The sequence below is a fragment of the Oceanobacillus halophilus genome (genome assembly GCF_003628505.1).
Classification (GTDB): domain Bacteria; phylum Bacillota; class Bacilli; order Bacillales; family Amphibacillaceae; genus Oceanobacillus; species Oceanobacillus halophilus.
In genome coordinates this window covers 24,989-41,892 of the sequence record NZ_RBZP01000008.1, presented here as the reverse complement: position 1 = coordinate 41,892, position 16,904 = coordinate 24,989, and the positions used below count along the sequence as shown (strand labels likewise).

At 35.4% G+C, this 16,904-nt stretch carries 14 protein-coding genes; 11 read left to right on the top strand and 3 right to left on the bottom strand.

Annotated features, from left to right (window positions below; translation table 11 throughout):
• Positions 1 to 230: 230 nt before the first annotated feature.
• The 4 genes from D8M06_RS11190 to dnaB all read left to right on the top strand — a co-directional run bounded on the left by D8M06_RS11190 (position 231) and on the right by dnaB (position 5,341).
• Positions 231 to 1,175, top strand: coding sequence for a YybS family protein (locus tag D8M06_RS11190; RefSeq protein ID WP_121204493.1), 945 nt, complete (start codon positions 231 to 233; stop codon positions 1,173 to 1,175).
• Between the two features lie 85 nt (positions 1,176 to 1,260).
• Positions 1,261 to 3,234: a DHH family phosphoesterase gene (locus D8M06_RS11185; protein WP_121204492.1), complete on the top strand. Its 1,974-nt coding sequence runs from the start codon at positions 1,261 to 1,263 to the stop codon at positions 3,232 to 3,234.
• Positions 3,231 to 3,677 (top strand): 50S ribosomal protein L9, encoded by a 447-nt coding sequence (gene rplI / locus D8M06_RS11180; protein ID WP_121204491.1) that lies wholly within the window; start codon positions 3,231 to 3,233, stop codon positions 3,675 to 3,677. Before D8M06_RS11185 ends, rplI begins: the two co-directional genes overlap by 4 nt.
• A 293-nt stretch (positions 3,678 to 3,970) precedes the next feature.
• Entirely contained in the window at positions 3,971 to 5,341 is a 1,371-nt protein-coding gene (gene dnaB, locus D8M06_RS11175) for a replicative DNA helicase (RefSeq protein ID WP_121204490.1), read from the top strand.
• Positions 5,342 to 5,787: 446 nt separating this feature from the next.
• On the opposite strand, the gene cdaS is transcribed toward dnaB, so the two are convergent.
• The 3 genes from cdaS to sppA form a co-directional block, all read right to left on the bottom strand.
• Positions 5,788 to 6,408, bottom strand: coding sequence for a sporulation-specific diadenylate cyclase CdaS (cdaS, locus tag D8M06_RS11170; RefSeq protein ID WP_121204489.1), 621 nt, complete (start codon positions 6,406 to 6,408; stop codon positions 5,788 to 5,790).
• 841 nt (positions 6,409 to 7,249) lie between these two features.
• Complete coding sequence (locus D8M06_RS11160) at positions 7,250 to 7,720, bottom strand: RDD family protein (RefSeq protein WP_121204487.1); 471 nt, start codon at positions 7,718 to 7,720, stop codon at positions 7,250 to 7,252.
• Between the two features lie 12 nt (positions 7,721 to 7,732).
• Complete coding sequence (gene sppA / locus D8M06_RS11155; RefSeq protein WP_121204486.1) at positions 7,733 to 8,725, bottom strand: signal peptide peptidase SppA; 993 nt, start codon at positions 8,723 to 8,725, stop codon at positions 7,733 to 7,735.
• Positions 8,726 to 8,841: 116 nt separating this feature from the next.
• On the opposite strand from sppA, the gene D8M06_RS11150 reads away from it, so the two are divergent.
• The 7 genes from D8M06_RS11150 to D8M06_RS11125 all read left to right on the top strand — a co-directional run bounded on the left by D8M06_RS11150 (position 8,842) and on the right by D8M06_RS11125 (position 16,903).
• A complete protein-coding gene (locus tag D8M06_RS11150) occupies positions 8,842 to 9,027 on the top strand; it encodes a hypothetical protein (protein WP_338322974.1) in 186 nt (61 codons plus the stop codon).
• Positions 9,028 to 9,195: 168 nt separating this feature from the next.
• Positions 9,196 to 10,485 (top strand): adenylosuccinate synthase, encoded by a 1,290-nt coding sequence (locus D8M06_RS11145; RefSeq protein WP_121204485.1) that lies wholly within the window; start codon positions 9,196 to 9,198, stop codon positions 10,483 to 10,485.
• 431 nt (positions 10,486 to 10,916) lie between these two features.
• The gene (locus tag D8M06_RS11140; RefSeq protein ID WP_121204484.1) at positions 10,917 to 12,401 is read left to right on the top strand and encodes a M23 family metallopeptidase; all 1,485 of its coding nucleotides are present in this window, start codon (positions 10,917 to 10,919) and stop codon (positions 12,399 to 12,401) included.
• 375 nt (positions 12,402 to 12,776) lie between these two features.
• Positions 12,777 to 12,905: a hypothetical protein gene (locus D8M06_RS20285; RefSeq protein ID WP_277749480.1), complete on the top strand. Its 129-nt coding sequence runs from the start codon at positions 12,777 to 12,779 to the stop codon at positions 12,903 to 12,905.
• Positions 12,906 to 13,068: 163 nt separating this feature from the next.
• On the top strand, positions 13,069 to 13,770 hold the full coding sequence (gene yycF / locus D8M06_RS11135; protein WP_121204483.1) for a response regulator YycF: 702 nt from the start codon (positions 13,069 to 13,071) through the stop codon (positions 13,768 to 13,770).
• A gap of 5 nt (positions 13,771 to 13,775) precedes the next feature.
• A complete protein-coding gene (gene walK / locus D8M06_RS11130) occupies positions 13,776 to 15,608 on the top strand; it encodes a cell wall metabolism sensor histidine kinase WalK (protein ID WP_121204482.1) in 1,833 nt (610 codons plus the stop codon).
• Positions 15,605 to 16,903, top strand: a complete 1,299-nt coding sequence (locus D8M06_RS11125; RefSeq protein WP_121204481.1) for a YycH family regulatory protein — start codon at positions 15,605 to 15,607, stop codon at positions 16,901 to 16,903. The genes walK and D8M06_RS11125 overlap by 4 nt, the downstream gene beginning before the upstream one ends.
• Position 16,904: the final 1 nt, after the last annotated feature.

Below are 16,904 nucleotides of genomic sequence, written 5' to 3'. Positions count from 1 at the left end.
TTTATCGGAACGAATGATATTTCTTCCCCCTTTAGCAAAAAGTAACATTTATCTTTCAGGTGTATTTCAGTTATAATGGTAAATAGTTAAAAAAACATACGGTATAGGTATATTAGGAACTATTTGAGTATACCTTTTATTCGACAACAAATTCTATGAATTTCATGTTATTATGTAATATATTGTATCATTAGTCATACTTATTTATAGAAGATTAGTCGAGGTGTTTTATGAATCAATCCAAGAAATTAACACAAGGCGCGTTAATGATCGCCATTTTTATGGTGTTATTATTTTTAACTGTCTTTATACCAGGAGTATCAATTGTCAGTGTATTCTTATTGCCACTGCCTTTTATTATGTATGCTTCTAAATATAACTGGAAGCCATCACTCCTTCTTTTAGCTGTTTCAGTTGTTGTATCAATGATATTTTTATCTATCTTTTCAATAACCTTTCCTATACTAATGGGGATTGCTGGTATATTAATTGGGAGTTCTATCTATAAAAATCTTTCAGCTTATGAAACTTTAGCCAGAGGGACTTTTGGTTTCGTAATTGGTCTGCTTTTTGTTTTTGTATTTAGTCAGGTTCTATTACAAGTAAACTTAGTTGAGGAATTCCAAACCATGGCAAATGAATCGATTGAACTCAGCACATCAATTGCAGATGAGTTCGGTGTAGCAGGTGAAATCGAGGATTTTGAGGAAACCTTTAAAACCCAAATCAATTATCTGATGAATTTACTTCCTGTTTTTATTATTATAACTGCTTTATTAATGGCATTAGTTAGTCAATGGATTAGTTATAAAGTTATAAATAAGATAGAAAAGGAAGATTTACACTTTCCACCGTTTCGAACATTGCGGATTCCGTCATCCATTATATGGATATATTTAATTGCTTTATTGTTTTCTTTTATGGATTTAGATCCATCGGGTACAGTCTATCTAGTCATACAGAATGTACAAGTTATTATTAGTATCTTGTTGACGATTCAAGGTTTCTCCTTTATATTCTTTTTTGCTCATCATAAAAAGTTATCTAAGGCAATTCCAATTTTTAGTATTGTATTAACTGTGTTGTTCCCACTTCTATTTCTAAATCTCATGCCAATAGTAGGGATTATAGATATTGGTTTTAAACTAAGGGAACGACTCATTCGAAATAAATAAATTGATTGCCATAAAGAGATTGTACAAAATTTTTAATAATGGTTTTGTACACTTGTAATTCAGGAGTCATTAGGAGCTGAAAACTATGTCGGATATTCAGAAAAAACCTACACTCAGCAGGCATTTATGGGTAATATATCTTTTATCCATTATTCTGCTGTTATTCATATGGTATTATGAGTGGGTTTTAGGAATAGGGATGACGGTACTTTTAGTTGCTTCATTTTATTATTCCATTCGTACCGAGAGAATGCTTCAGGATGAAACAGAAGCGTATATTTCTACAATATCTCACAGGATAAAAAAAGTGGGAGAAGAAGCCCTTTTGGAGGTTCCTTTTGGTATCATTTTGTATAACGATGATTATCAAATCGAATGGGCCAATCCATATATGAATCGATTTAGTGAAGAAGATACTATTGTTGGAGAATCATTGAATTTGCTTTCTGAAAAGCTCATCCCAATGATAAAGGAAAATAAAGAGGAAATTTGGATTGATTTAGATGAATTCAAATTCTTAGTTAAAATACGTAAAGAAGAACGGTTGTTATACTTTCTTAATCGTACGTCACAGGTAGAGTTAGAAACACGATATCAAAATGATCAGACGATATTAGCGTTTATTTTCTTAGACAATTATGAAGAAATAACCCAAAACATGGATGATACGGCAAAAAGCCAATTGAACTCTGAAGTAACATCTGTCTTAAACAACTGGGCGAGTGAGTATGGTTTATATTTAAAACGAACTTCACAGGAAAGGTTTCTGGCAGTTGGTACAAAACAAATCCTTCAGAAGCTTGAGAAGGCTAAATTTGATATCTTAGACGAAGTACGTGAATTAATTGGTGAACAGAACAACCCTGTGACACTAAGTATTGGAGTAGGAACAGGCGATTTAGATTTACCTGACTTAGGGGAACTAGCCCAGTCATGTTTAGATCTGGCATTGGGTCGTGGTGGTGATCAGGTTGCCATTAAGGACGATTCAGGAAAGGTTCGTTTTTATGGGGGAAAAACAAACCCAATGGAAAAACGGACACGAGTAAGAGCACGTGTTATATCTCATGCGTTAACGGAGCTTGTTAAAGCAAGTGATAACGTAATTATAATGGGACATAAATCACCTGATATGGATTCTATTGGTGCAGCTATCGGAATATTGAACATTGCTAAAACAAACAATATAGATGGCTATATCGTGTTTGATCCTGATGATGTTGACACAGGTGTATATCGTCTAATCGAAGCATTAAAAGCAGATGAAAAGCTATGGCAACATTTCATTGAACCATTTGAGGCCGAAGAGATAATGACCAGTCGCAGTTTAGTAGTTGTAGTGGACACCCATAAGCCATCGATGGTAGCAGATGCTAGTTTATTAAATAAAACAGATTATAAAGTGATTATTGATCATCACCGTCGTGGAGAAGATTTTATTGAGAATCCGACGTTGGTTTACATGGAACCCTATGCTTCATCGACAGCTGAATTAGTAACCGAATTATTAGAGTATCAGCCAAAAGGAATGAAATTAAAAATGCTAGAGGCTACTGCACTGCTGGCCGGTATTATTGTTGATACGAAGAGTTTTACCTTACGAACAGGTTCCAGGACATTTGATGCAGCATCCTATTTACGTTCAAAAGGTGCAGATACTGTATTAGTTCAGCAATATATGAAGGAAGATATTGATTTATATATTAAACGCAGTAAGTTAATTGAACGTGCAGAAATTTTTAGAGACTCTATCGCTATATCAACAGCTGAATCAGGTGTCAGTTATGGACCTGTGCTTATTGCCCAAGCAGCAGATACTTTACTGACTATGACTGGTGTAAATGCTTCTTTCGTTATTTCAGAGCGTGAAGATGGTAGAATAGGAATAAGTGCTAGATCTCTAGGAGAAGTCAATGTTCAGGTGATAATGGAGAAAATGAACGGTGGCGGTCACTTAACAAATGCTGCTACTCAAATTGAAGATACAACCATAGAGGATGCATGCAACTTACTAAAAGACATAATAGTAGAGTATTTTGAAGGGAGAGAATCAGAATGAGAGTTATATTTATTAAAGACGTAAAAGGAAAAGGTAAAAAAGGTGATGTGAAAAATGTATCAGATGGTTACGCACGTAATTATCTTTTAAAAAATAACCTAGCTGAAGAAGCTACCCCAGGTAATTTAAAAGCATTGGAAGCAAAGAAAAAGAAGGATGCAGCACTGGAACAAAAGGAAAAAGATGATGCACTTGATTTAAAGGAAAAGTTAGCTAATCTCACAGTTGAGCTAAAGGCTAAATCTGGAGATGGGGGACGTTTATTTGGTTCTATTACTAGCAAACAAATTGCTGAAGTACTAAATAAAAATTATGGTCATAAAATTGATAAACGAAAGATTGAATTAGAACAGCCTATTCGTGCATTGGGATATACAAATGTACCAGTAAAACTTCACCCGGAAGTAACTGGCACAATCAAAGTTCATGTAGTAGAACAATAGAAAAGACAGTAGTAAGTTTAACGTTGCTAAATTTGGTGTAACATTAGACAAGCAGTATTGAGTCCGAAAAGAATGGTAACGTTGAACCTTCACTATGTTATTTGCAACAGATTATTTTAGTAGGATGGGATCTGATCCTATCCAGTAATTGATATTGATAAAGAAAAATCGGTGTTATAGCCGATTTTTTCTACTCTTAAACTCATTTCAAAGATTGATATAAACATTTTCCTTCAGGTAATCTTTCTTCTTAACAAATCACTTCTCAGAAATCTAAAGGGGCGAATAAACGAATGAGTGAAACATGGAATGAGCGGATACCACCTCATAATATGGAAGCAGAACAATCGGTAATAGGTGCGATCTTTTTAGAACCAGAAGCATTTTCTGCTGCTTCAGAAATACTACTTGCTGAAGACTTCTACCGTGCTGGACATCAACGTATTTTTGCTGCGATGATGAAACTAGCAGACCGAGGAGAACCTATTGATGTAGTTACTGTAACCTCCTTTTTAAGCGATGCTAAGCAGCTTGATGAAGTTGGCGGAGTAGCATATCTTACGCAACTAGCAGAAAGTGTCCCTACAGCTGCTAATATTGAGTACTATTGCAAAATTGTAGAGGAAAAATCCGTTCTTAGACGTCTTATTCGAACAGCAACTGATATTGTTACTTCTAGTTTTGAAAAAGAAGATGAAGTAGCAGATGTTCTAAATGAAGCCGAGAAAGGTATTTTAGAAGTTTCCGGACGAAAAAATTCAGGGGCATTTAAATCTATTAAAGATGTATTGATAGATGTATATGATAATATTGAACAACTTCATCAACAAAATGGAGATGTAACTGGTATACCTACTGGGTTTCGAGACTTGGATAAAATCACTTCTGGGTTTCAGCGAAATGATTTAATTATTGTAGCTGCACGTCCATCAGTTGGTAAAACAGCATTTGCACTAAATGTCGCACAGAGTGTAGCGGTAAATACAAATGAAAATGTAGCAATATTTAGCTTGGAGATGGGTGCTGATCAGCTTGTACAACGTATGCTTTGTGCAGAAGGTAATATTGATGCTCAGCGTCTTCGTAACGGGCAACTTCAATCCGAAGACTGGGGAAAACTAACGATGGCGATGGGTTCCTTATCTAATGCTGGTATTTATATTGATGATTCACCAGGTATTCGAGTAAGTGAAATCAGGTCTAAGTGCAGACGATTAAAACAAGAACATGGACTAGGTATGATATTAATTGATTACTTACAGTTAATTCAAGGAAGTGCCAATTCCAAAGAGAACCGTCAACAGGAAGTTTCGGAGATATCCCGTTCCCTAAAAGGACTTGCACGAGAATTAAATGTCCCATTAATTGCACTTTCTCAGCTATCACGTGGTGTAGAATCACGTCAGGATAAACGCCCAATGATGTCTGATTTACGTGAATCGGGAAGTATTGAGCAGGATGCTGATATTGTTGGATTCTTATATCGTGATGACTACTATGATCAGGAATCAGAGAAACAAAATATTATCGAAATCATCCTTGCAAAACAACGTAATGGTCCAGTTGGTACAGTGGAATTGGCCTTTGTCAAAGAGTATAACAAGTTCGTAGACTTAGATCACCGCTATGAATCTAGTGATATACCACCAGTGCCAATGCAGTAAAAGAATCAAGTTTAGGCTCATTTCTATACATTTGTTGCTATTTAACTAGGTTGGAATTGATAGAAAGTATAGTGCGTTTGCGTAGCATTAAATAAAATATAACCTTTATTTTAATTTTAAGTTAGTGCAGTCATTAGTAAAACAAGGCATAAAGAAAAGAGCCTTGGTTAAAGTGAAGAGGCTGGGACATAACTAAAGTTTTTAACTCAGGAAACGAACAATGTGCTACTTAGCGAAGTATATTTCCGGAGCGGTATTTACGCACCAAACATGTTCGGTTTTTCCTTTGAGAAAATACTTTTGTCCCAGCCTCTTGTTATATAAAGATAAGTTTTAATTATCAAAATCCGAACTATTGATCATAACCCCTCACCGGAAATAGACTCCACTTATTTTATGCGTTATTCGTCTCCTGTTTTAAACACTGTAGCTATCTCCCATCTTCTTCAATGCAAGCCTTTAGCCATGATTGGATATAAATTTCCGTCTAAAGCGAAGGTAGCTCTTCCTGTTTCCTCTGATACAACAAGTACCAATGCATCTGTAAGCTCTGAAATACCTAGTGCTGCTCGATGTCTCGTACCTAATTTTTTCACATTGCTCTTTCTATCTGAAACAGGCAGAATATTAGCCGCAGAGATAATTTCATGATTACGTATTAAAACAGCACCATCATGTAATGGATTTCCTGAGTAAAAGATAGATTCTAAAAGTGCTGAAGACAAATTTGCATGAATAAGTACACCAGAATGAATAAAAGTGTTTAGTTCATCATTTCGTTCAATGACAATTAATGCACCGTGATTCCTTTCTGACAAATGCTGAATGGCAGTCGATAGAGCGCTGAAATGATTGGTATATGGGGCAAGATATGACCTTAAGTAATAGGATGCTGCATTAATTTGAACTTCGTGAAACAAATGATGTATCTCGTCGAATTCATTTAATATTCCAGATTCTTTAATATCAAAAGACTGGATCATTTGATGAATTTCTTGGGATAACTTTTCTAAGTTACCACGTAAATGATTAAAAATTGGCGCAGATAAACGTGGGTCTGATGTCATTTTTGTCCCCCCGTGAGGAAAAAGATTTGGTACTATTTTAAGCATGTACGCTCTTTTTATACTTCAATAAAAAACGAGCCTGGGAGTATGTTAAATGAGGTTTCTTTATCCCAGCCTCGTTTGTTTTATTTAGAATTGGGAACGTGGAAAACGACTTTACAATGTATGGGCATCTTTTGTTTAGGCACATCTTTCCGCGGGAACGGCCTCAGCCTCCTCGCGGAAAAAGCATACTGCGCCTGCGTCTACTAGTAATGCTTCGAAGTAGGCTTCCTCGGCGCAAGGGCCAAAGAAGCTTAATCAAAGAGTTCCCTCGCTGCTCAGGTCTGGACACGTGCTATTCCCGCAGGACAAGGAAGGCTACGTCAACGAAGCATCGCACGAAGAAAATGTGCTCTTTCATTTTCGAGGAGTCTCCGTATTCTGCCTCCGCTAGATAGATGCTCAGATTATTTGAGTTTATAGCTCATGAAATTACGTATAATACCGTTATTATTCATAAAAACAGCATATTTTTTGTTTATACAAGTAGAGCAGGCAACATAGCGGAGGAAATACACGGAGACTCCTTGAAAAAAGAAGACCACTTTTTACTGCGTGCGATGTTTCGCTGCCGAAGCGTTCCTTGTCCTGCGGGATGAGAGGCATCGGTGAGACCCCTAAAGACACGACAGCACGAGGAGGCTCACCAGCCGCCCGCGGAAAGCGTAGTGTATTTCCGTAGCGAAGACTAAGCAGTATTCTTGATTAAATATATAAACAGTTTCTATCAACGGTAAAACTTCAAAAAGCAACAAACTATACGAAAAGAGCCTTTGTTTAAAGGTCCAAATTTGCCTTTTTAATGCACATGTACAACTCGTGTGTTTGCAACTATATCATGAAGTCCTTGTTTTTCTTTTGTAAATGCAACAATTAAATATAGTAAAAAGGTAAGTGCAAATACCCGGTGGAAGAATCGGCCAATTACTTCTCTAAAAATCAGATCACTCCAAGATAAATCTTTCCCATCACTTCTAACAACTTTTAGTCCAAAAATCATTTTACCTAAAGTTTGGTTAAAGTACTTTGTCATGAAGACGAAGTAAAGGTAAAAAATAAGGGTGTTCAGTATACCTGATAAGGTCCAAAAGCCAATTTCAATGGCAGATCCTTCATTGACAAAATGAAGTGGACTAAGTAATAAACCGCTAATGCTAAATATTACAATTAAATCAGCTAAGTATGCCCAAAATCTCATCCAAAATCCAGCATATCGCTCTGTACTCTGTTCTTCCGTTAAGGACGGATAATTTATTGCATCATCACTCATATTAATTCCTCCTCACTCAGAATATAAATACATGGCACGTGGTGCGTTTGACTGACGCAAAAGGTTGACAATGCCGTCTAACTCAGAGTCAGAAGAGAAAGCATTTTTTAAGTTCAACCCTATGAATTGGTATATTTCCAAACCATTCTTATATTCGATAACCTGTGCACTTTCTAGATTTAACTCTTCCTTTATCATGTCAATTGTATCGTCAAGGGTTCCTAATTCATCAACAAGTCCTAATTCATGTGCTTGTGAACCAGTATAAACGCGTCCGTCACCAAGTTCTCTGACTCTTTGATCAGACATTTCTCTTCCTTCCACAATAACTTGAACAAAATCCCCGTACAGTTCATCAATCATCGTTTGCAGAATATCGCGTTCATCCTCTGTCATTTCACGTGATGCAGACATAATATCTTTAAATTCACCACTTTTTATCGTGTTAAAGTCAATTCCTAATTGTTCGGCTAATTCAGCAAAATTAATACTTTCCATAATTACACCAATAGAACCGGTTAATGTGGCTGGGTGAGCAACTATCTTATCCGCAGGAGCAGAAATATAATAGCCTCCTGAGGCAGCAGTGTTCCCCATCGATACATATACAGGCTTTCCGTATTCCTCTTGAATCTCTTTTATTTTATCGTGGATTTCAGCACTTTCAACAACACCTCCACCAGGTGTATTGACACGTAAGATAATCCCACTGACTGTTGAATTTTCTCCCGCTTCCTCAATCATTTTTAAGAAACGATTATGATTATATACAGTGGTGTTAAATGCGTTAGTAGAAGTATCTTGAATAACCCCATTTAAACGAATGACTGCAATTTTATTCATTGCAGAACCTTCTTCTATAACTTCTTCTGCAAATTGATTCCCATTAAAGTTCATCATTTCATCAAAATCTGTGGAAAGAGCACTAGATATTGCCTGGGAACCAACAGAAATGAAAAGTAATACAATTGCGATTATAAGTGCAATCCATCTATTACGACTCATCTGTTTTACCTCCTTCAAGTATTTGTATAGTGTACCCATATTTTACCATTGTATGACTCAAATCATAACAATAAAGTATACAATTATCTCATTAAATGATATATAGGAGGGTTGAAATGCCAAGAGATGATTCGTTAGAAATGGGTGAGCTTACTGATAGTGCTTTTTATATTTTACTTTCTTTAGTGGAAGCGAAGCACGGTTACTTAATTATGAAGTTTATAGAAGAGATGACCGATCACCGTATATCTATCGGACCTGTCTCTATGTATACGACAATAAAAAATTCATTTCCAGTATAATTAGCGTACAAATAAGACTAATCATGCATTCAACGTTCGTGTTTTGGATTGACCTCATTTTGATTCACTGATAAAATTAACTTAATAAAGAAAAAATACAAACATTTAGTTTGGTGCATTTTTCCTGGAGTTTTCGTTTTCTAAATATAAATTAGTGGAGGTATTGCTATGTCCTCGGTAGTGGTAGTTGGAACACAGTGGGGTGATGAAGGGAAAGGGAAAATTACTGACTTTCTATCACAAAATGCAGAAGTAGTCGCACGATATCAGGGTGGAAATAATGCAGGTCATACAATTAAGTTTGATGAAGTTACGTATAAACTTCACTTAATTCCATCTGGTATTTTTTTAAAAGAAAAGATTTGTGTCTTGGGAAATGGGATGGTTATTGACCCGAAAGCTTTTATTGAAGAAGTTGAATATCTCCACGAATGTAACATTACAACAGAAAATCTCCGTATTAGCAATCGAGCACATGTAATTCTGCCTTATCATCTTCAATTAGATATTTTACAGGAAAAAGCAAAAGGTATAAATCGAATTGGGACAACGAAAAAAGGAATCGGGCCAGCATATATGGATAAAGCAGCTCGGATAGGGATTCGCGTGGCTGATTTATTAGACAAGGATGTATTTCGTGAAAAAGTAGAACAAAACTTGCAAGAAAAAAATCGTTTATTTGAAAAAGTTTATGAAGAAGAAAAGATAGATGTAGATGATATCTTAGAAGAATACTTTGAGTATGGTCAAAGAATGGCACCGTATGTGTGTGATACATCTGTTGTTTTAAATGATGCATTAGATAATGGACGTCGTGTTTTATTTGAAGGTGCACAAGGCGTAATGCTTGATATTGATCAAGGTACTTATCCATTTGTTACTTCTTCTAATCCAATTGCCGGTGGAGTAACGATAGGATCAGGTGTGGGCCCAACAAAAATCAATCATGTCGTAGGTGTTTCCAAAGCTTATACAACACGTGTAGGAGATGGGCCATTTCCGACAGAACTTCATAATGAGATAGGTAACCAGATACGTGAAATTGGACGTGAATATGGAACCACTACAGGCAGACCACGCCGTGTTGGGTGGTTTGATAGTGTAGTAGTAAGACATGCTCGTCGTGTTAGTGGTATAACCGATCTGTCACTAAATTCATTAGATGTCTTAACAGGAATTGAAAATCTGAAAATTTGTATTGCGTATCGTTATAAAGGAAAGATTTTAAAAGAATTCCCTGCAAGTTTAAAAGTTTTGGCTGATTGTGAACCAATTTATGAAGAAATGCCTGGATGGAAAGAAGATATAACTAATGTAAGAACCTTACAAGAACTACCTGTCAATGCCCGTCATTACTTAGAAAGAATTGCTCAACTTACGGAGATTCCACTTTCCATCTTTTCTGTAGGACCAGATCGAACACAAACTAATGTAGTAAGAAGTGTATATAGTTCATAAGAGAAGAGGCTGGATGGGTTTATTGCTTGCTTTTTATACATATAGCGGGGTGTATTTCCATAGCTTATGTAAAGTACTACTCTAAATTAAATATATCATGAATCTCTGTCAACTATGACATTTAGAAAAGCAACAAAACTACAAAAAGATCCTATAAGATAATGTATTTCACGAGTTTTTCATGTAATAAAAGAGAAGTGTCTGTAGTTAATCAGATGCTTCTCTTTTATTTAGGCGGTTTTCGTAGTATATACTCCTATTCATTATAATCTTCATAACCCAAAAGATAAAAAATGTTATCATCTGTAATCTATAATACAGTTTCATTACAAAATTCGACAAAAGGTTTCTAATTCTAAATACCTATGATAGATTAATAGAGGATAAAAATGTAACAATCGATGTTTAAATTTAAAGGAGTAACTCTCGTTATGGTATTGGATAATATAAATGTTAAATATTCAAAGAAAAAAGTAAAGAAATTTAGCCTTCTTCAAAAAATAACATTAACAACATGTTTAGCATTAGGATTTACTGTTACTACTGCACATGCCGCAGATGAAGATTTAGAGACTATATATCATGTATATATAGATGGCGAACATATTGGAAAAGTTAGTGATGAGGCTATTATTAAAGAAGCAGTTAAAGAAAAGATAGAAGAAAGTAACGAAGAATCGGAGAATCTAAAGTTAACCATTGGGGAAGATATTGATTTTATTTCAGAAAAGGTTTTTAATCCGACTTATGAAAATGAAAAAGTAGCTAATAAAATTGAAGAAGAAACTTCTATTATGGCAGAGGCAATAGAATTAAAAATTGGAAATAAAACTGTTGGATTTTTTAACGATCAGGAGACTATTGATAAAGTAATAAAAGCATATAAATTAAAATATGTGGACGAATCCGATCTTGAAAAAATGGAAAAAGAAAAGCAACAATCAAATGATAGAGAAGAGACACCTACAGAAGATGTAAGAGAAGATACCTTGGAATTAGGTGAGACAATTGTAACAGACGTTGTATTCACAGAGGATATTACAGTAACTAAAGCAAAGGCACTTCCAGAAGATTTACTGTCAAAAGATGAGGGGTTAACTTCATTAGAGAAAGGTACACTAGAGAAGAAAATTCATACAGTAGATAATGGAGAGGTTCTTAGTGAGATAGCTGATAATTATAATTTATCAATTGATAAGTTACTACAGATTAACCCTGACCTCAAAGAGGACTCCTTAATTCAGATTGGCCAAGACATCCAAGTGATGGATTATGAACCATTTGTAGATGTTATCGTAAAGGAAGTTAAGTTAGTTGAGGAAACGATCGATTATGAAACAGAAATTATCGAATCAGATGATTTATATAAAGGTGAACAAAAAGTAAAACAAGATGGTAAAGATGGAAAAAAAGAGGTTCAATACTCAATTGAAAAAGTAAATGGATCTGAAAAGACAAAAGAAATAGTGGCTGAATCTGTAAAAGAAAAATCAGTTGAAAAAGTTATTATTAAAGGTACGAAGGTTATTCCTTCACGTGGTACAGGAGAGCTTACCGATCCAACAGTTGGCGGATATGTTTCCAGTAAAGTTGGCGAGCGCTGGGGAAGAACACACAAAGGAATTGATATTGCAGGACCTAGTAATCGCAATATCTTAGCTGCGGATAATGGAGTAGTAGAATCTGCGGGATATAATAATGGTGGTTATGGAAATAAAGTTGTAATTAATCATAATAATGGAATGAAAACAATCTACGCACACTTAGCATCGATCGATGTGAAGGCTGGTCAAACAGTAGAAAAAGGGCATAAAATTGGTGTGATGGGATCTACAGGAAATTCAACTGGAGTTCATTTGCACTTTGAAGTCTACAAGAATGGATCACTAAAAAACCCACTAGATTACGTCTATTAAAAGCAATCATAAGACTGACTCTTGAAGAGTTGGTCTTTCTTTTTGGCTCTTTTCTAAGAGAATTGTTGCTTTTTGTAATATGACTTTTTTTCACATTTTGTATAGAGTCCTAATCTTTTATTCAAAATACTGCTTTGTCTCCGCTACGGAAAACGAAGTATTCTGCCGGAGCGAATGCCTGCAGAAAACATTCATAAGTGAAAGCGAGAGCTAACTACTATTCTGAATTAAATAAATTAGGAGTTTTTATCAACTACTACGACATTAAAAACCAACAAAATTATACGGAAATCGCCTTTTAACTACTAGCCAATTAGAAGGAAGATTGATGCTGTTAGTAGTTATATCAACAAAGGTAGTGGTATATATGGACGAATGAAGCACATATCGACAAACTTCAAGGACATATCAACGAAACAAGCATCCATATCAACAAAGAATGATAAGAAATCAACGAAGATTAGCGGTATATCTACGAACGAAGCAGATATCAACCGAATTTAAAATTACAGAACTTACAGAAAAACTTGGCTAATCCTTAGATTTTTAATATGTTATAATAGAGAGATAGCTTGAAGTATAATAAGTAGAAAGATGATTCGAACCAAGACATATGGTGTAAATTAAGATAAAATAAAAAAAGCAATGGTAAAAGGAAGTGACAAAATTGAGTCAAAAAATACTAGTAGTAGATGACGAACAACCAATTGCAGATATATTGAAATTCAACCTAGAAAAAGAAGGGTATCAGGTGGTATGTGCTCATGATGGGGATGAAGCCATCAAATTAGCGGAAAGTGAAAAACCTGATTTAATTTTATTAGATATTATGTTGCCAAATAAAGATGGAAATGAAGTATTAAGGGAAGTAAGAAAGACACAGACAATGCCAATAATTATGTTGACCGCAAAGGATTCTGAAATAGATAAGGTTTTAGGACTTGAACTCGGAGCGGATGACTATGTGACCAAGCCATTTAGTAATCGGGAATTAATCGCTAGGGTTAAGGCGAACCTCCGTAGGCAACAAGTACCTGATGAGCCTACGAAGGAATCATCCGATATAGAAATAGGAAATTTAACGATTCATCCGGATGCTTATGTTGTTTCCCGCGATGGGGTTCAAATTGAACTTACGCACAGGGAATTTGAGTTATTGCATTATTTATCTCGTCATATTGGACAAGTCATGACAAGGGAACACTTATTAGAAACCGTTTGGGGTTATGACTATTTTGGAGATGTTCGTACGGTAGACGTAACCGTTCGAAGACTTCGTGAGAAAATTGAGGAAAACCCAAGTAACCCAACTTGGATTGTAACCCGTCGAGGTGTGGGTTATTATTTACGAAACCCTGATCAGGAGTAATCATTATGAATAAAGTCGGATTCTTCCGTTCCATACAATTCAAGTTAATTATCATATATATTCTTCTCCTATTACTTGCTATGCAAGTAATAGGTACTTTCTTTATGAAAGAATTACAAGATGACCTTGAAGCAAGTTTTACAAACTCTATTAGTGATCGTATGGAATTACTTAGTTATAATTTGGAACAGGCATTTAATAAGGAGCGTAATGAAGACGGAGAAGAACTGACCTTACAGCAAGAAATTCAACAAATTGTGGACGATATTAATATTGATACTGCTGTTACAAGTATCCAAGTTATTAATAGTCAGGGAAGAATATTAGGAACCAATGACCCTGCCTATCAACGAGACGTTGGAAAAAAATCAAGAATGCCTATCATTGAGAATGCCTTATTCTTCAATACATTTGATGAAGATATAGTAATGGATGAGTCCATGGAAAGAGTTTATGTAAAAGCAGTACCACTTTACGATAGTCAGGATAATGTAGTTGGTATTATTTATGTAAAGGCACTGATTCAAAATGTTTATGATCAAATAAGTGATATTAATGACATTTTTATCCAAGGGTCCATTTTGGCTATTAGTATTTCAGCTTTCTTAGGTATTTTGGTTGCCCGTTCCATAACCAAGCCGATTATGGAAATGCGAAGACAAGCTCAAATCATGGCTAAAGGTGATTTTAGCAAAAAGGTAAATGTCTACGGTAAAGATGAAATTGGACATCTTGCAGGTACTTTCAATGAGCTCAATAGCAGGTTAAAACACTCCTATGCAACCATAGAAGAAGAAAGACGTAAGTTAAGTTCTGTCTTGTCCAATATGTCAGATGGAGTTATATCTATAGACAATTCTGGTATCATTACCCTTTCAAATGATGCAGCTGGTCGGTTAATAGGTCAGAATCCAGATGATATTATTGGGGATTATCTATTGGATGTATTACAGCTAGAAGATCGTATTGTAGATATAACAGACTTACAGGACAGTGGTTCCTTGATTATTGATTTTAGTGAAGATGATGAACCATTTCTAATTCGTGCAAACTTTTCTACGGTTTATGATGATGAGGATGAGATTACTGGTTTTATCGCTGTTCTTAGTGATGTAACAGAACAAGAAAAAGTAGAACAGGAGCGAAGGGAATTTGTCTCTAATGTTTCTCATGAATTACGAACTCCGCTCACTACTATGAAAAGTTATATTGAAGCTCTAACAGATGGCGCTTGGGAAAATAAGGAAATTGCACCTCGTTTCTTAAGTGTTGCTCAAAATGAAACGGATAGAATGATTCGGATGGTAAATGATTTACTGCAATTGTCAAAACTAGATGCAGAGGAGTATCCGATGCATAAAGAGCGTGCAGAGTTTATTAGCTATTTTCATCAAGTCATTGATAGATTAGAAATGAACCTTCCAGAGCAGATAACATTTAAGCGGGAGTTGCCAAAAGGGCGCTATCATGTTTGGATTGATAAAGATAAAATGACGCAAGTATTAGATAATATCATTTCTAATGCTATTAAATATTCACCGGAGGGCGGAGTAATCCGTCTTAAAGTAGAAAATAAACGTCATTACTTACTAATAAGCGTCCAGGATGAAGGAATTGGTATTGCCTATGATAAATTAGAGAAGATTTTTGAACGTTTTTATCGTGCGGACAAAGCACGGACGAGAAAATTAGGTGGAACGGGATTAGGTTTGGCAATTACCAAAGAGCTGGTGGAAGCACACCACGGAAAAATATGGGCGAAAAGCAAAGAAGGTAAGGGGACAACGATTCTCTTTACACTTCCGCTGATGAATCAGAAGCGGAGGGTTAAACAATGAAATTTGAAACTGTAAAAACTGTTATTTTAATTGTTTTAATTGCGACCAGTTTACTCCTTACATTTGGAATGTGGAATTATCAGCCAAATTATAAATCACTAAATAATAGTCCAGCTAATGCTACTAGTTTAAATGGTTCAGAAGAATTTATTTGGACACTTATTGAACCGAATCAAGCGATTTTCCATATTGGTAATCATCACTATGGATTTTCTAACCCACATGATTGCAGTAGTTTTTTCCAAGAGATAAAAGATTGGGGTTTAAATGATTTTACCACAGAAGATACAACAGTCGAAGCGGATAGTCCCAGTGATTATGATATGGAACTGCGATTTCCTACACCATTACCAATGGAAGTGATGGATGGCATTTTTAAACTGAATACTTCAAATGTCGACCTTCCTACTTGGTCATTTGAGGAAGTATACTATAGTCTGAATGAAGATTCGCAAACAGTTAGTGTAGAATTTTTATCCATAGATGGCAGAGCTAAAGCTACTGCTGTAATTGAGGAAAAAAACTTCTATGAATTACTGCAATCCTATATAGATCCAGTTGACTTAATGGAATTAGCTTTATTTAACGAGGGTGCTTCAGATATATATATCCCAAAAGATAAAGTGAGTTTATCACGGCAAACAAAAACAGTTAGTCCTATTGAGCCTAATGATTTAGTAGATGTATTATTCCAAGACCCTTCGATTGTCCGGCAATCAACTTCTTCCAATCGTGGGATAACCTATTTTACAGACAGTAGTCAATTGCGCGTGACACAAGGTGGGGCATTAATGGAATTTGTTAGTCCTGCTGGAGATATTGCTGAGCCATTATTTGCAGAGGATTTACTCAATAAGAGTATTGCACACATAAATAGTTATAGTGGTTGGACGGATGATTATAAACTAATGGATATAAATGTAAACTACAATTATATTAGCTATCAGATGCATTATCTTTCCTATCCAGTCTTTGGGCAATTTAGTACGTTAGAGCAAATATGGGGACAGCGATTAATTGAGTATCAGCGCCCGCTATTTCGTATAGATAATGATAATTTCCTTAATGAAAATACAGTTGAGTTATCTTCAGGAGAAGATATCATTTATTATTTAACTTCTGATTCAAACTATGAATTGGAAAATATTAAAGATATTCAATTAGGATATCAATTAAATTATAAGAGCAGTGAGAGACTTGCAGTTTTCGATCCAAGTTGGTTTATTCTTTACGGTAGTGATTGGATTGCAATCAACCCATACGAGGAAGAAATTAATTTACAAGGAGGGGACTAGA

Coding starts and splice junctions, on each gene's coding strand:
- D8M06_RS11150 (WP_338322974.1), top strand. CDS start 8,842: ATGCCAAGAGATGATTCGTTAGAAATGGGTGAGCTTACTGATAGTGCT.
- D8M06_RS11160 (WP_121204487.1), bottom strand. CDS start 7,720: ATGAGTGATGATGCAATAAATTATCCGTCCTTAACGGAAGAACAGAGT.
- D8M06_RS20285 (WP_277749480.1), top strand. CDS start 12,777: ATGAAGCACATATCGACAAACTTCAAGGACATATCAACGAAACAAGCA.
- D8M06_RS11185 (WP_121204492.1), top strand. CDS start 1,261: ATGTCGGATATTCAGAAAAAACCTACACTCAGCAGGCATTTATGGGTA.
- D8M06_RS11145 (WP_121204485.1), top strand. CDS start 9,196: ATGTCCTCGGTAGTGGTAGTTGGAACACAGTGGGGTGATGAAGGGAAA.
- D8M06_RS11125 (WP_121204481.1), top strand. CDS start 15,605: ATGAAATTTGAAACTGTAAAAACTGTTATTTTAATTGTTTTAATTGCG.
- cdaS (WP_121204489.1), bottom strand. CDS start 6,408: ATGACATCAGACCCACGTTTATCTGCGCCAATTTTTAATCATTTACGT.
- D8M06_RS11140 (WP_121204484.1), top strand. CDS start 10,917: ATGGTATTGGATAATATAAATGTTAAATATTCAAAGAAAAAAGTAAAG.
- dnaB (WP_121204490.1), top strand. CDS start 3,971: ATGAGTGAAACATGGAATGAGCGGATACCACCTCATAATATGGAAGCA.
- walK (WP_121204482.1), top strand. CDS start 13,776: ATGAATAAAGTCGGATTCTTCCGTTCCATACAATTCAAGTTAATTATC.
- rplI (WP_121204491.1), top strand. CDS start 3,231: ATGAGAGTTATATTTATTAAAGACGTAAAAGGAAAAGGTAAAAAAGGT.
- D8M06_RS11190 (WP_121204493.1), top strand. CDS start 231: ATGAATCAATCCAAGAAATTAACACAAGGCGCGTTAATGATCGCCATT.
- sppA (WP_121204486.1), bottom strand. CDS start 8,725: ATGAGTCGTAATAGATGGATTGCACTTATAATCGCAATTGTATTACTT.